This window comes from Lysinibacillus sp. Bpr_S20, assembly GCF_023337835.1.
GTDB lineage: Bacteria > Bacillota > Bacilli > Bacillales_A > Planococcaceae > Lysinibacillus.
The window spans coordinates 552,638-566,368 of sequence record NZ_JALNLQ010000004.1; the positions used below are offsets into that span (position 1 = coordinate 552,638).

Sequence of the window (13,731 nt, forward strand, 5' to 3'; positions counted from 1 at the left end):
TCCTCTTCGTTTATAATAATCATTCCAGTGTTTTTAAGCGAAAAATGGGGGAATATATGATATTTGATGATAAAGGTAACGAATTAACAAAGGAGAAACTTTTCGTGGAATTCATAAGCAGTTTTATTGGTCAGTATGGATATCTTGCTATATTTTTACTCTTGTCTTTAGGGATTATAGGCTTACCCATTCCCGATGAGATCTTGATGACGTTTGTGGGATTTATGTGTCATGAGGGGCATTTGAACTATGTATTGAGTATTTTCTTTAGCTTTCTTGGCTCAACTATTGGAATGATAATTAGCTATGCTATGGGAAATAAATTAGGGAAACCCATAATATTAAAGTATGGAAAATGGATTGGTCTCAATAATAAACGATTTACTAAGGTTGAGCGATGGTTTCATCGTTTTGGGCCATGGACAATAATTATAGGGTATTATGTCCCGGGTATTAGACATGTAACAAGTTACATGTCTGGCATAACTCAGATGAAGTTTAGGACGTATCTTGCTTTCGCTTGTTTTGGATCGTTGACATGGGTCATTATTTTTATTTCTATAGGATATTTTCTTGGGGTAACTTTTTAAAGATAATACGGTTCAAATGAATAGCTACAACACACAGCTCGCGTTTTTAAAAATGCGAGCTACTTTTTTGTGTTCTATAGATTTGCAGCGGAGCCTCTGGTTATGTGACTTCCTCCAGATCGTAACACTGTTCTGAATAAAAAATTTATCTACCTCATATACTCCACTGATGTAATTGATTACAGAAGGGAGGATACAATGTTTACGCAATATAAATATTGGAAGCCTTTTGTTAGCCCATTCGATCCTTGTCCACCAATAAGGGTTAAAAGTTTTGCTACACCGCCCCAATTATATATGAGTTTTCAACCGCCTGGGCTACCGCAATTTCAAACCCCTCAAGAAGCTCTCAGATCTGGCACATTATGGCCGCAATTATTTAGTCCTTATCCAAATCCCAAAGAAGGAGGGGTGAAGAATGAGTAAAGAAATGCCACCAGAATTTTATAAGCTGCTTGAAGAAATACAAGCCATTGATTTTGTAATAGTGGAATTAAATCTTTATTTAGACACTCATCCTCACGATTATGATGCCATTCAACAATTTAATCAAAACACTGAAATAAGTATGCGACTAAAGGTTGAATTTGAGCAGAAATTTGGACCACTTATGAATTTTGGGAGAAGTTATTCAAATTATCCTTTTAATTGGGTGGATACACCTTGGCCATGGCAAGTCTAACTTAAGTTGCTTTTCAACGGGCGTCAAAATAGCCGCAGAAAGAGGTTTTTTGCCCCGGAACGAAGCCGATTCTGGACGCAATTATGCCTAGGCATAATTGATTATGAGTAACTAGGAGGAATTATTTTTGTGGTATTATGAAAAAAAGCTCCAGTATCCAGTAAGGGTGAGTACATGTAACCCTATGCTTGCTAAGTATTTAATTGAGCAGTATGGTGGTGCAGATGGAGAATTAGCAGCAGCACTTCGGTATATGAATCAGCGCTATACGATTCCCGATAAAGTGGTTGGTTTGTTAACAGATATCGCAACGGAGGAATTTTCTCACTTAGAAATGATTGCTACGATGGTTTATAAACTTACGAAGGATGCCACTCCAGAGATGATCAAAGAGGCAGGCCTTGGAGAACACTATGTCAATCATGACAGGGCATTATTTTATCAGAATGCGGCTGGTGCACCGTTTACAGCAACTTATATTCAGGCTAAAGGGGATCCGATAGCTGATTTGTATGAGGATATTGCAGCTGAAGAAAAAGCACGAGCGACCTATCAGTGGATTATTGATTTATCTGATGACACTGATTTGAATGATAGCCTAAAATTTTTACGTGAACGAGAAATTGTCCATTCTCTACGTTTCAGAGAGGCTGTAGAGATTTTAAAAGACGATAGGGATAGCAAGAAAATCTTTTAAAAAGAACATCTTAGGTGCAGGCTGTTTCAAGGGGAAAATACCTTTTTGATACAGCCTATTTTCATTTTCTACTCAATATTTGAAAATACAGTAAGATCTTTTCTATGACCAATCATAACTAAAATATCCTTTTCCTTAATAATCTCATCTGGTGAGGGTAAAATGGTAATATTGCCATCTCGAACTATGGCAATAACACTTACATTATAATGAGCTCGAATGTCTAAATCCCTTAGGTTTTGACCAGCCATTTTAGAAGGAATCATAATTTCCTCTATACTGTACTCTTTTGACAATTCAATGTAATTTAGCATATTTGGTGAAAGTAGCTGATTGGCTACACGTTCCCCCATATCTCGTTCAGGGTAAATAACCCACTCTGCGCCGACTTTATCTAAAACTTGTCCATGTCTTTTACCAAGAGCCTTCGCAATTATTTTTTTGATACCTAGCTCCTTTAATAAGGAGACAGTTAAAATACTGGATTGCATGTCTATACCTATAGCGACAATGACACAATCGAAATTTCTTATCCCTATGGAGTTAAGTGCTTTTTCTTCTGTTGTATCAGCGATAACGGCATGTGTAACATAAGGTTCGGCATCTTCGACTCTTTCCTCGTTAATATCGATTCCTAATACCTCGTGTCCAGCTTCATACAATCTGCGGGCTACACTTACTCCAAACCTACCAAGACCTATGACAGCGTATTGCTTGATCGTCATTGTATTCCCCCTCCTTATCGTATTATCCAATCATAATCTTTCCTTTTGGATGTCGGTAAGCCCCTGTTTTCCGACGATTTGTAATGGCAAAAGCAATTGTTAAAGGGCCTAATCTCCCTACAAACATTGTTAAAATGATAAGAATACGGCCGCCAGTTGATAGCTCGGGGGTTAGCCCCATGGAAAGTCCAGCGGTTCCAAATGCGGAAGTAGCCTCGAATAAATACATCATAAAACTATGTCGTTGTTCAATAAAACTTAAGACAATGGTAACTACTACGACAATTATCATCCCGCACATTGTAACTGTTAAAGCTTTTAATATTGTTTCGTGTACAATTCTACGTCTAAAAAGCACAACGTCTTCTTTCCCTTTTAATTGGGACCACATCGTAGCAACTAAAACAGCGAAAGTCGTTATTTTTATACCTCCAGCTGTTGATCCAGAACCTCCTCCGATGAACATTAGCCATATTATTAAAAACAATGTTGAATGTGTTAAATCACTAATGGGGAGGGTATTGGAGCCAGCAGTTCTTGGTGTTACTGCTTGGTATAATGAACCAAGAATTTTGCCCCATTCAGATAGTGGTCCAAGGGTTTTACTATTACCATATTCAAATAAGAATATTAAAAGCGTCGAGCCGACTGTTAAAATAAGCGTTGTAGTTATAACAATTTTTGAGTGCACAGAAAGTCGTTTCGTTCTGCGGTATTCAAATAGTTCATTTATAACAATAAACCCTAAGCCTCCAATCGTAATTAATGCACAAATAGTTAATACGACGAAAGGATCATCTACATATTCTGTTAAGCTCTTAAAACCACCCATTACATCAAAACCCGCATTATTAAAATTTGATATCGCATGGAAAAATCCGAAATAAAAGGCTTTACCTACAGGCATATCGAACGAAAAACGAATAGATAAAATGATGCCACCTATACATTCAATTAGTACCGTAAATAATAATATCCTTTTAACCAATTTAATGAGACCAGCAATTGTAACATTATTAAATGCTTCTTTTAACAAAAGTCTTTCTTTTAAAGAAATCTTTTTACCTAATAGTAAAAATAAAAACGTTGCAAACGTCATAAAGCCTAATCCGCCAATTTGGATAAGAAAAAGAATAACTAACTCTCCAAATATCGAAAATGTATCACCGGTGTCTACAACAACCAGTCCTGTTACACAGGTGGCGGAGGTAGCAGTAAATAAAGCATTTAAAAATGAAAGACCTTTACCATCGACTGTTGCAACGGGGAGCGTTAAGAAAAATGTTCCGATTAATATGATCACGGCAAAGCCCAGAACAAGTATTTTGGGAGGGTTTAATTTATTTTTAAATGTTTTCATTTTATTCTCCTATTGAGCCTTTTCTTTTTAACTTATTTCGGCAGGAGTCCAACAACCCGCTGCAAAGAACGTCCCGTCCTGTGGCCATTCAGCTGTGCGAAAGCAAAGCGGCAGTAACGTTGGTGCAAAGCCTCTAGAGGGTGTTTCAAAGCCATTTTGGACGAAATGATGTTTATTTATTGTTGTCCAAAAGCAAGCTGAAAATTCTTAAGTCATGAAAGTTAAAAATTCATCAGATTAAATCGCATACTTTCTATTGACCATTTTTAGACAATACGTTATAATTCTTTAGTACACAACAGTTGGTTATTTGCCTACTTGTGTATTGACGTGTGTTCGGAGGGAGGGAAAGAGAGATGTCAAAAACTGTCGTTCGCAAAAACGAATCGCTTGAAGATGCTCTTCGCCGCTTCAAACGTACTGTATCAAAAAGTGGTACAATTCAAGAAGTTAGAAAGCGCGAGTTCTACGAAAAACCTAGCGTAAAACGTAAAAAGAAATCAGAAGCTGCACGTAAACGTAAGTGGTAATTTAATTTCCCATTAAAAATCCCTACGTTCATAACACGCAATTGTATGATTCACTGAGCAGACAAAGATATACCTGGAATTAATCATGTCGATTAATTTCAGGTATTTTACTTTAAGCTCATATTTACGTACATATTGGAGAAGCCGAATGTGATCCCTGAGATGCATTCGGCTTTTATGTTATATAATAATTGTACAAACTATATTTTAAAGCCACACACATTAATAATTCACTAATAATAAAATTATTAGGATTTATGAAACTTTTTGCATAGTCAGTCGTATATACAGGAGAGAAGCATGTTAGAAGGGAGGGAAAAAGATGCGAAGATGGAGAATCCTCAGCTATTTATTAGTTATTTGGATGACATTTTTGTTAGCGTTTCCATTAACGTCAGCTTATGCGAGTAGTAAGGTTTACCACATTCCTATTCATAATGAAGTAGAACGAGGACTTCACGCATTTTTAGAACGAGCTTTTAAAGAGGCGGAAGAAAACTATGCAGAGGCGATTATTTTAGACATTCATACGCCTGGCGGTTTCGTGAATGCAGCTGGTGATATTGCTATGCTGATGGATGCAACGGATATACGTACGATTGCGTATATTAACAAAGATGCGCATTCTGCAGGTGCTTTTTTAGCCTTACATGCGGATGAAATCTATATGGTGCCAAGTGGAACGATTGGGGCGGCTGCAGTTATTGATTCAGCAGGAAATGCAGCAGACTTAAAGGCTCATAGTGCGTGGGTTGCGCAAATGGAAGCAGCTGCAGAATCGAAGGAAAAACGCGACCCGAAATATGCACGAGCCATGGCTGATGCATCTGAAGATTTACCAGAATTTCGAGCAGGAAAAGGGAAATTATTAACTTTATCTGCTTCGGAGGCAGAAGAGGTAGGTTATTCTAATGGGACTGTTTCGAATTTCCAAGAACTTTTACAAGCAACGCAATTAAATGGCAGTGATATCGTTCCAGTTGAACCTACTTTTGCTGAAAAACTTGCTCGTTTTATTACGAATCCGATTATCGTTCCGATTTTATTGTCGATTGCAAGTTTGGGCCTTATAGTTGAGCTTTATTCGCCAGGTTTTGGTGTTCCAGGTATAATGGGGTTGACAGCACTTGGATTATTTTTCTTCGGTCATATGGTAGCAGGCTTAGCAGGTTATGAAACATTACTTTTATTTATTGTAGGCTTAGCGCTTGTGATTGCGGAATTTTTTGTCCCCGGAGGTATTGTTGGTATTTTGGGTGGTGTGCTAATATTACTAAGTCTGATACTGGCAGGTGCGAACATGATGCAAATGATAATAGCGATTTTCATTGCGCTTGTTGTAGCGATAATAGGAATGGTGATCCTGATGAAATTTTTCGGTAAAAAATTGCATGTTTTAAACAAGCTAGTCTTGATGGATGCGACAACGACGGACGAGGGCTATGTCTCCAACGTGAATCGTACAGAGCTGCTTGGGAAAGTGGGTACAACGATTACACCACTTCGTCCAGCCGGTACAATGCTATTAGGTAATGAACGCATTGATGTAGTATCGGAAGGTGGTTATGTTGACGCTGAGAAACATGTAGAGATTATTAAAGTAGAGGGCTCACGTATTGTTGTGAGACAAACAGAAAAAGAGATGGAGGAATAGTCAATGGGATTTGATTTAGCTTTAATAGGTCCAATTGCAGGGCTTGTCTTATTATTCATTGTAGTCGCTGTATTCTTTACCTTTGTACCAGTGGCGCTGTGGATTTCTGCACTTGCTGCAGGTGTCCGCGTTAGTATTTTCACATTAATCGGTATGCGTTTACGTCGTGTAGTGCCATCACGAATTGTTAACCCATTAATCAAGGCACATAAAGCAGGTTTACCTGTTACGATCAATCAACTAGAAAGTCACTATTTAGCAGGTGGTAATGTGGACCGTGTTGTCAATGCGTTAATCGCAGCCCACCGTGCAAACATTGAGTTAACATTTGAACGTTGTGCAGCAATTGACTTAGCTGGTCGTGATGTATTAGAAGCAGTACAAATGTCTGTTAACCCGAAAGTTATTGAAACACCATTTATTGCTGGTGTTGCTATGAACGGGATTGAAGTTAAAGCGAAGGCACGTATTACTGTGCGTGCAAACATTGAGCGTCTAGTCGGCGGTGCTGGTGAAGAAACAGTTATTGCCCGTGTAGGTGAGGGGATTGTCTCTACAATTGGTAGCGCTTCTAGTCATACAGAAGTTCTTGAAAATCCTGATATGATTTCTCAAACTGTCCTAGCAAAAGGCTTAGATTCTGGTACAGCATTTGAAATCTTATCGATCGATATTGCAGACGTTGATATCGGCAAAAACATCGGTGCTGAATTACAAATTGAACAAGCGCAGGCTGATAAAAACATTGCCCAAGCGAAGGCTGAAGAACGTCGTGCAATGGCTGTAGCGAACGAACAAGAAATGATTGCACGCGTACAAGAGATGAAGGCAAAAGTAGTGGAAGCAGAGGCTGAAGTTCCACAGGCGATGGCAGAAGCTCTACGTTCTGGAAATCTTGGTATTATGGATTACATGAACTACCGCAACATTCAAGCAGATACAGCGATGCGAGACTCCATTTCTAAAGTAGGCTCAGATAAATCAGAAACTAATGAATCTAACCAATAAAAAACTGAAAGGAGCGGTACTAATAAATGGAACAATTAATTATATTTGTGATAATTGCCATAGTCAGCTCTATTTTCGGTAAATCAAAAAAGAAAGAACAAAAACCGATGCCTCCTTTTAACAAGGATTCACAAGTGGAGCCTCCTGTTATAAAAAAAGCGGAGGTGACGCAACAGCAACAATCTAAACCACAGAGTTTTGAGGATTTTGCACGTGGATTTTTAGGTGAATGGGAAAATGAACAGCCCCAATTCGAAGAGCCGAAAAAAAATGTCGAAAAAACAGTAATTGAAAAAACACCGAGCTATGTAGCTCCCTCTTTAGTACCGACTGAGAAGATGGGTCGTACTTCGAATAGAGAAAGTATTGGCCGTTTGGCAGCTGGGAAAAAAGTTGCGGAAGTGGCTGAATCGCAATCGGCTTTTCAATTACCAAAATCAAAAAAATCAATCATGCAAGCTGTTGTAATGGCAGAAGTTTTGGGTCCTCCAAAAGCAAAAAGAAAATAACTAGCATGTCCTCCTTTTTCGATGCATATATTGCCGAAGAAGGAGGCATTTTTTATGAGAAAACTATTTCAATTAACGCCACTACTTGAATTATTACAATATGAAACATTAAAAATCATTGGCCCATATCGTTTTCTACATGCTGATGCTTCATCATGCTCTTTTATATATGCGGATTATCATATTACTGTGCGTGGAAAATCAGTGGAAATTAATGCGCTAAAAGATGAAATGCTTCATCTTTCTGTGGAAGATTTACAGGAGATTCATATGAAAATCACAAAGGATATGGGTGTGAGCGATAATGTGGAATAATCGGCCAATTATCATACGTATAAAGCGTCATGAAAATGTTCATCCTTTTATTCAAGCATTGCATGCACAACATGTGCCATTAAAGCGGATTGTTTTTCGTGAGCAAGAGGTTGCTTTTGAAACAACGATGCATTATCTACCAAAGATTCGCCGTGTACGTAGTCGTTACCGACTTAAAATGGCTGTCTATTATGCAGATGAGCTTCAAGTTTTTCGAGCGCAGCTTTGGACTGTGCTTGGTTTAGCGTTGATGATATTAATACCAATGCTTTGTGCACAGATTATTTGGCGTATTGATATTGAAGCGGCAACGCCAGAATTAGAGGAACGTGTTGGCAAGACATTTGAAGATACATTTCAATTAGAAACACCCATTTCTAAAAAGGACCTACCCTCAGATGCTGTCATTCGTCAGAAATTATTAGAAGGACATCGAGATCTTTCGTGGGTGCATATTGAAAAGTATGGTGGACGTGTAACTTTACGGCCTCAGGAGTCTCCGAAACAAACTAAACAAACGAGTGAAAAACTAGCGACGCATTTAGTAGCAACCAAAAGTGGTGTAATTACTCACTTTAATATTCAAAATGGAGAACGGAAAATTTCAGTCAACGATACGGCTTACGAGGGTGATGTTCTGGTAAGTGGCGTAATTGAAAGTGGTGAAGATCAAGTCTTTGTTGGGGCAAAGGGAGAGGTCTACGCTGATTATTGGCTCGAATGCTCGTTTAAAATTCCAACAAAACTAACGATGGAAACGCTACAACAGAAGCAATGGCGTGTATTAGTGAAAGGCATTCATCAAGACAAAGACAAAGAAAAAGTTGACTATGTGCAAAAGAAAGATTTACCTAGCTGGCTCGACCCATATGTTTCAATTGTTGAGGAGCAGTACACTAAAAAAATGCAAGTAGAGCTAGATGAATCTAAAATAGATTCATTGCTCATACCATTACTTCATGAAAAGGTATTACGTTCATTACCTGCGAAAACGGTTATTAAAAAAGAAAACCTTTTACAGGTAAAGTGGGGGAATGGTACAGTTGAAGGGAAAGTTCTATTTTTAGTCAATGAAAACATTGCCAGTCCAATACAAGGCCTACAAGGAGAATGATTATGTCAGAACATTTAACTGTATTACAAGTGGATAATCCCAACGAAGCGGTTATGCTACTCGGAATTTCCGATGCAAATATGAAATTAATCGAAGAAGCTCTAAAAGTCCATATTATTACACGTGGTGAACAGATTCAGCTTGCTGGTGAAGAGGATGCAAAGGAACAAGCAACATTCCTTTTACAAGCTCTTTTAAAGGTCATTCGTAAAGGAATTAATATTGATCAGCGTGATGTAGCAACTGCTATTGAAATGACACAAAAAGGAACAATTGAATATTTTGCAGAACTTTATGATGAAGAAATAGCACGCACGACAAAAGGGAAGCCTATTCGTGCAAAAACAATTGGTCAACGAGAATACATACAAGCAATCCGTCATAAAGACGTTGTTTTTGGTATCGGTCCAGCTGGTACTGGGAAAACGTATTTAGCGGTAGTCATGGCAACACAGGCGCTAAAAAATGGGCACGTTAAGCGTATTATTTTAACACGCCCTGCAGTAGAAGCAGGGGAGTCTCTAGGCTTTCTTCCGGGGGATTTGAAGGAAAAGGTAGACCCTTATTTACGCCCTCTTTATGACGCTTTAAACGATATTTACGGGACAGAACAAACGCAAAGACTAATTGAACGAGGAACAATCGAAATTGCACCATTGGCATATATGCGCGGTCGTACATTAGACGACGCCTTTGTTATTTTAGATGAGGCTCAAAATACGACGCATCAGCAAATGAAGATGTTTTTAACGCGACTAGGTTTTGGCTCAAAGATGGTCATTACAGGCGACAAAACACAAATCGACCTACCTAAAAATACGGAATCTGGGTTAATCGTAGCAGAACGTACACTAAAGTATGTAAAATCAATACACTTCCAAATTTTAGAGCAAGGCGATGTAGTACGTCACCCAATCGTAGCAAAAATCATCAAAGCCTACGAAGAACAGCAACTTTAGAATTGCGCAGAGCGCAATTCTAAAGTCTGCACCGAAAGCGCAGTGAAACGTAGCGACAGGTGCAACGGGTTTTAAAGTTTGCACCGAAAGCGTAGTGAAACGTAGCGGCAGGTGCAACGGGTTTCGAAGTCTGCACCGAAAGTGAAGCGGCAGGTGCAACGGTTTTTCAAATTCTGCACCGAAAGTGAAGCGGCAGGTGCAACTGGCTTTGAAGTTTGCACCAACAGATGCAAGCAATATAAAATTTAACAAACGTGAAAATGCTTGGAAAATGGAAAAATTTGTGACAGCTGTACGATTTGTATAGCTGTTTTTTTGCTTTCTTATACATTTATCGAGAAAAATGTATGTTGAATTGGTATGATAGTAGGTAGATAGAGGAGGTGCCAGATGGAGAAACAATTAAAAAAATTTACAGAACTTATTGGCTTCCGCTACTTTTTAATTGTCGTTCTCATCTTAACAGGAGCTCTACAATTTGCTTTTATGTATGGCAATGTTAAAGGTGTTACATATGATTTTAAACCATTACAACTAGCTCCTGAAACAGTACGATCTACGAAAACTGTAGAAGATACTTATAAAACGCAACAGGAACGAGAAAAAGCAGTAAGTGCGGTCGCGCCAGTTTATCAATTTTCTGCGGATGTTGCTAAACAGCGAGCTGCGATTGTCACTTCTTTATTTGACTATGTTCTTGAAGTAAAGGCAGATGTTGAGGGCAGTAAAGAACCTATTCCGATTGCCGACCAAGTAGGGCAGCTCCGCAAAAAGTTTGAATCCATAGATTCAGAGCAAATGCCAATTATTTTTACTGATTCGCAGCTAGAAGGTTTATTACTACAAAGTGAAGCAGATTTAAAAAGAACAAGTACGCAACTATCAAAATCTGTTCAGGATTATTTACAAAAATCCATTCGGTCAGAAAATGTATTTGCGGATCAAAATGAATTTGAGACAAAAATTCGTGGACAACGAGGCTATCCAGATAAAATATTTAATACGATAGTTTTAATAGGACGGACGAGTATTATTGAAAATGAGACCGTAAACGAAGAACAAACGAAAATTCGAAAAGCACAAGCGAAGGAATCGGTCGAACCAACTCGAATTCTTCAAGGGCAAGTCATCGTACAGGAAGGTCAAATTATTGATAATGAGGCGTTTCGTCAATTAGAGCTTCTTGGTATGGTGAGTAATAAGGCATCGATGAAACCGATTGCAGGGCTGATTATTTTAATCCTTCTGGAAATGACGTTCATGTTTGTTTTATTTGAACGTTGGGATATAGATGAGCATAAAAAACGAAATGCCTTATTGGTAACAGTAATTGTTTATTGTTTATCCATCCTGTTGATGAAATTTATAAGCTTAGTTTCAGGTGGTTTCGATGTTACGGTTGCCTTCCTTTTCCCAACAGCTTTGGCTACACTGCTTACACGGCTATTAGCGGATGATCGTGTTGCAGTACTAATTACGGTTATGACAGCGGCATCTGCAGGTGTTATTTTTCAAGAGGGTTACTCCTCTGTCATGCAGATGGAAATTACACTGTATATAATTTTTGGCGGCTTTGCGAGCTTATTCTTCTTGCGTAGTATGGAAAAACGTTCGCATATTTTACAGGCTGTAGGGGTTATAGGATTAGTAAATATGGCGTTTATCGCATTTTATTTACTCATGACACAATCTTTCTATGGCATGCAAGAGCTAGTGTTTTACTTTATAGCGGCAATGATATCGGCTTTATTATCAGGGGCTCTTACTATGGGGCTATTACCATTCTTTGAATCAGCATTTAGTATATTGTCTTCGGTGCGTTTAATTGAATTATCGAATCCAAACCATCCATTACTAAAAAAATTACTAGTGGAGGCTCCTGGAACATATCATCATAGTGTAATGGTGGCAAATTTAGCGGAGGCAGCGTGTGAGGAAATTGGAGCGGATGGATTACTGGCGCGTGTAGGATGCTATTATCATGATATTGGCAAAACGAAGCGGCCTGCCTTTTTCATCGAGAATCAAATGTCTGGTATTAACCCACATGATTCATTGCCTCCAGAAAAAAGTGCGGAAATTATAATCGCGCATACAACTGATGGGGCTGAAATGCTAAAACGCTATAAGATGCCACAGGAAATTATCGATATTGCCTTGCAGCATCACGGATCTAGTCTATTAAAATACTTCTACTTTAAAGCGAAGGAAGAAGGAAAATGTTTAGATGATACAACGTATAGATATCCAGGTCCGAAACCACAGACGAAGGAAGCAGCAGTTATTAGTGTTGCAGATAGCGTTGAGGCAGCGGTTCGATCGATGAAGGAACCGAATGCAGAAAAAATTCAAAAGTTGGTACGAGCAATTATTGATGATCGAGTACAAGACAATCAGTTTGATGAATGCGATATTTCAATAAAAGAGTTAAAATGTATAGAGCGAGTACTTTGTGAAACGTTGAATGGAATTTTCCACTCACGAATTGAATATCCAAAGGCAGATAAGTAGGAGGATCGATCTATGATTTTAACAATTGATTTTACAGATGAAACAAATGAAGTGGCTGCTGAGCATATGGAGCTTGTTGAAAAGCTTTTACAGCATGCTGCGCAACAGGAGAAGATTGAGCCGGAAACAGAAGTGTCAGTGACGTTTGTTACAAATGAAACGATTCAAGAAATAAACCGAGAATATCGTGACAAGGATCAACCAACAGATGTTATCTCGTTTGCTCTCGAGGAATTAGGTGAGGGAGAAATGGAAGTAACATTTGAGGGGATGCCTCGTGTGTTAGGAGATATTATTATTTCAACAGATCGTACAAAAGAACAGGCACAGGAATATGGACATACGTTTGAGCGAGAATTAGGCTTTTTAGCGGTCCATGGTTTCTTACACCTACTTGGCTATGATCATATGGTGCCAGAAGATGAAAAGGTCATGTTCGGTAAGCAGGATGAGATTTTACAATCTTTCGGCTTAGGACGAGAATAAATGAATGGTCGCAAATTTGTACGCTCTTTTGGGTATGCCTTTAAAGGAATTTTTACAGCCTGTACTGAGCAAAATTTTATATCCCACTTGCTAAGTGCGGGAATAGTTTTGATTGCTGGCTATTTTTCGGATTTATCACGTTTAGAGTGGTATATTGTGTTGTTATTAATAGCACTAATGTTTGTATTTGAAATGATAAATACAGCAATTGAACGAGTAGTAGATTTAGCTTCACCAACTATCCATCCTCTGGCAAAGCAGGCTAAAGATCTTGCAGCAGGCGCAGTACTTGTATTTGCGATATTCAGTGCTATAATCGGATTACTCATATTTATACCGAAATGGTTTTAATTTTACTAAAATGATTAATTCGGTTATGAAGTAAGTAGCAATTGTACTGGAGAATTTATGAATTTATTAGACTCATCACCAAAAGTTTGGGATGCCATTTGATAAATTGTATTATAAAGTTGATTGGAGCGCAGCGGATGTTTTCTGTGCGAAAGCGAAGCGACAGCAACAAATGTTTTATCTGTGCGAAAGCGAAGCGACAGCAACAAATGTTTTATCTGTGCGAAAGCGAAGCGACAG

Annotated in this window: 16 protein-coding genes; 14 read left to right on the top strand and 2 right to left on the bottom strand. The window is 38.5% G+C overall.

Translation table 11 applies throughout. From position 1 onward, the window contains the following. Positions 1 to 104: 104 nt before the first annotated feature. From MWJ95_RS13605 to MWJ95_RS13620, 4 genes are all read left to right on the top strand, one after another. Positions 105 to 590 carry a DedA family protein gene (locus tag MWJ95_RS13605; protein ID WP_249073022.1) on the top strand — a complete coding sequence of 162 codons (486 nt, stop codon included), beginning with the start codon at positions 105 to 107 and terminating at the stop codon, positions 588 to 590. A 198-nt stretch (positions 591 to 788) separates the two neighbouring features. Then, positions 789 to 1,016: a spore coat associated protein CotJA gene (locus MWJ95_RS13610; RefSeq protein ID WP_249106034.1), complete on the top strand. Its 228-nt coding sequence runs from the start codon at positions 789 to 791 to the stop codon at positions 1,014 to 1,016. Then, the gene (locus MWJ95_RS13615; RefSeq protein WP_249072571.1) at positions 1,009 to 1,272 is read left to right on the top strand and encodes a spore coat protein CotJB; all 264 of its coding nucleotides are present in this window, start codon (positions 1,009 to 1,011) and stop codon (positions 1,270 to 1,272) included. Before MWJ95_RS13610 ends, MWJ95_RS13615 begins: the two co-directional genes overlap by 8 nt. Before the next feature lie 127 nt (positions 1,273 to 1,399). After that, positions 1,400 to 1,969 (top strand): manganese catalase family protein, encoded by a 570-nt coding sequence (locus tag MWJ95_RS13620; RefSeq protein WP_249072570.1) that lies wholly within the window; start codon positions 1,400 to 1,402, stop codon positions 1,967 to 1,969. Between the two features lie 68 nt (positions 1,970 to 2,037). On the opposite strand, the gene MWJ95_RS13625 is transcribed toward MWJ95_RS13620, so the two are convergent. Both MWJ95_RS13625 and MWJ95_RS13630 read right to left on the bottom strand, forming a co-directional pair. Further along, positions 2,038 to 2,694: a potassium channel family protein gene (locus MWJ95_RS13625; RefSeq protein WP_249106037.1), complete on the bottom strand. Its 657-nt coding sequence runs from the start codon at positions 2,692 to 2,694 to the stop codon at positions 2,038 to 2,040. A 22-nt stretch (positions 2,695 to 2,716) separates the two neighbouring features. Further along, a complete protein-coding gene (locus tag MWJ95_RS13630; protein WP_249072568.1) occupies positions 2,717 to 4,054 on the bottom strand; it encodes a TrkH family potassium uptake protein in 1,338 nt (445 codons plus the stop codon). A gap of 356 nt (positions 4,055 to 4,410) precedes the next feature. Here MWJ95_RS13630 and rpsU point away from each other — a divergent pair, with 356 nt between their 5' ends. From rpsU to MWJ95_RS13680, 10 genes are all read left to right on the top strand, one after another. Further along, entirely contained in the window at positions 4,411 to 4,584 is a 174-nt protein-coding gene (rpsU, locus tag MWJ95_RS13635; protein WP_004227078.1) for a 30S ribosomal protein S21, read from the top strand. 322 nt (positions 4,585 to 4,906) lie between these two features. After that, a complete protein-coding gene (locus MWJ95_RS13640; RefSeq protein WP_249106040.1) occupies positions 4,907 to 6,238 on the top strand; it encodes an NfeD family protein in 1,332 nt (443 codons plus the stop codon). Between the two features lie 3 nt (positions 6,239 to 6,241). After that, entirely contained in the window at positions 6,242 to 7,246 is a 1,005-nt protein-coding gene (floA, locus tag MWJ95_RS13645) for a flotillin-like protein FloA (RefSeq protein WP_249072566.1), read from the top strand. A 26-nt stretch (positions 7,247 to 7,272) separates the two neighbouring features. Continuing rightward, on the top strand, positions 7,273 to 7,755 hold the full coding sequence (locus MWJ95_RS13650) for a hypothetical protein (protein WP_249072565.1): 483 nt from the start codon (positions 7,273 to 7,275) through the stop codon (positions 7,753 to 7,755). Between the two features lie 54 nt (positions 7,756 to 7,809). Continuing rightward, positions 7,810 to 8,070 (top strand): hypothetical protein, encoded by a 261-nt coding sequence (locus MWJ95_RS13655; RefSeq protein ID WP_249072564.1) that lies wholly within the window; start codon positions 7,810 to 7,812, stop codon positions 8,068 to 8,070. Next, the gene (locus tag MWJ95_RS13660; protein ID WP_249072563.1) at positions 8,060 to 9,184 is read left to right on the top strand and encodes a sporulation protein YqfD; all 1,125 of its coding nucleotides are present in this window, start codon (positions 8,060 to 8,062) and stop codon (positions 9,182 to 9,184) included. The genes MWJ95_RS13655 and MWJ95_RS13660 overlap by 11 nt, the downstream gene beginning before the upstream one ends. Positions 9,185 to 9,186: 2 nt before the next feature. After that, positions 9,187 to 10,143 (top strand): PhoH family protein, encoded by a 957-nt coding sequence (locus MWJ95_RS13665; protein WP_249072562.1) that lies wholly within the window; start codon positions 9,187 to 9,189, stop codon positions 10,141 to 10,143. Between the two features lie 390 nt (positions 10,144 to 10,533). After that, entirely contained in the window at positions 10,534 to 12,654 is a 2,121-nt protein-coding gene (locus MWJ95_RS13670; RefSeq protein ID WP_249072561.1) for an HD family phosphohydrolase, read from the top strand. Between the two features lie 12 nt (positions 12,655 to 12,666). Beyond that, positions 12,667 to 13,140, top strand: a complete 474-nt coding sequence (gene ybeY / locus MWJ95_RS13675) for an rRNA maturation RNase YbeY (protein ID WP_249072560.1) — start codon at positions 12,667 to 12,669, stop codon at positions 13,138 to 13,140. Then, positions 13,141 to 13,491, top strand: coding sequence for a diacylglycerol kinase family protein (locus MWJ95_RS13680; RefSeq protein ID WP_249072559.1), 351 nt, complete (start codon positions 13,141 to 13,143; stop codon positions 13,489 to 13,491). The last annotated feature ends 240 nt before the right edge of the window (positions 13,492 to 13,731 follow it).

Bases quoted from the DNA above. Each gene is read 5' to 3' on its own strand.
- MWJ95_RS13610 (WP_249106034.1), top strand. From the start codon at position 789: ATGTTTACGCAATATAAATATTGGAAGCCTTTTGTTAGCCCATTCGAT.
- MWJ95_RS13615 (WP_249072571.1), top strand. From the start codon at position 1,009: ATGAGTAAAGAAATGCCACCAGAATTTTATAAGCTGCTTGAAGAAATA.
- MWJ95_RS13625 (WP_249106037.1), bottom strand. From the start codon at position 2,694: ATGACGATCAAGCAATACGCTGTCATAGGTCTTGGTAGGTTTGGAGTA.
- MWJ95_RS13630 (WP_249072568.1), bottom strand. From the start codon at position 4,054: ATGAAAACATTTAAAAATAAATTAAACCCTCCCAAAATACTTGTTCTG.
- rpsU (WP_004227078.1), top strand. From the start codon at position 4,411: ATGTCAAAAACTGTCGTTCGCAAAAACGAATCGCTTGAAGATGCTCTT.
- MWJ95_RS13640 (WP_249106040.1), top strand. From the start codon at position 4,907: ATGCGAAGATGGAGAATCCTCAGCTATTTATTAGTTATTTGGATGACA.
- floA (WP_249072566.1), top strand. From the start codon at position 6,242: ATGGGATTTGATTTAGCTTTAATAGGTCCAATTGCAGGGCTTGTCTTA.
- MWJ95_RS13650 (WP_249072565.1), top strand. From the start codon at position 7,273: ATGGAACAATTAATTATATTTGTGATAATTGCCATAGTCAGCTCTATT.
- MWJ95_RS13655 (WP_249072564.1), top strand. From the start codon at position 7,810: ATGAGAAAACTATTTCAATTAACGCCACTACTTGAATTATTACAATAT.
- MWJ95_RS13660 (WP_249072563.1), top strand. From the start codon at position 8,060: ATGTGGAATAATCGGCCAATTATCATACGTATAAAGCGTCATGAAAAT.
- MWJ95_RS13665 (WP_249072562.1), top strand. From the start codon at position 9,187: ATGTCAGAACATTTAACTGTATTACAAGTGGATAATCCCAACGAAGCG.
- MWJ95_RS13670 (WP_249072561.1), top strand. From the start codon at position 10,534: ATGGAGAAACAATTAAAAAAATTTACAGAACTTATTGGCTTCCGCTAC.
- ybeY (WP_249072560.1), top strand. From the start codon at position 12,667: ATGATTTTAACAATTGATTTTACAGATGAAACAAATGAAGTGGCTGCT.
- MWJ95_RS13680 (WP_249072559.1), top strand. From the start codon at position 13,141: ATGAATGGTCGCAAATTTGTACGCTCTTTTGGGTATGCCTTTAAAGGA.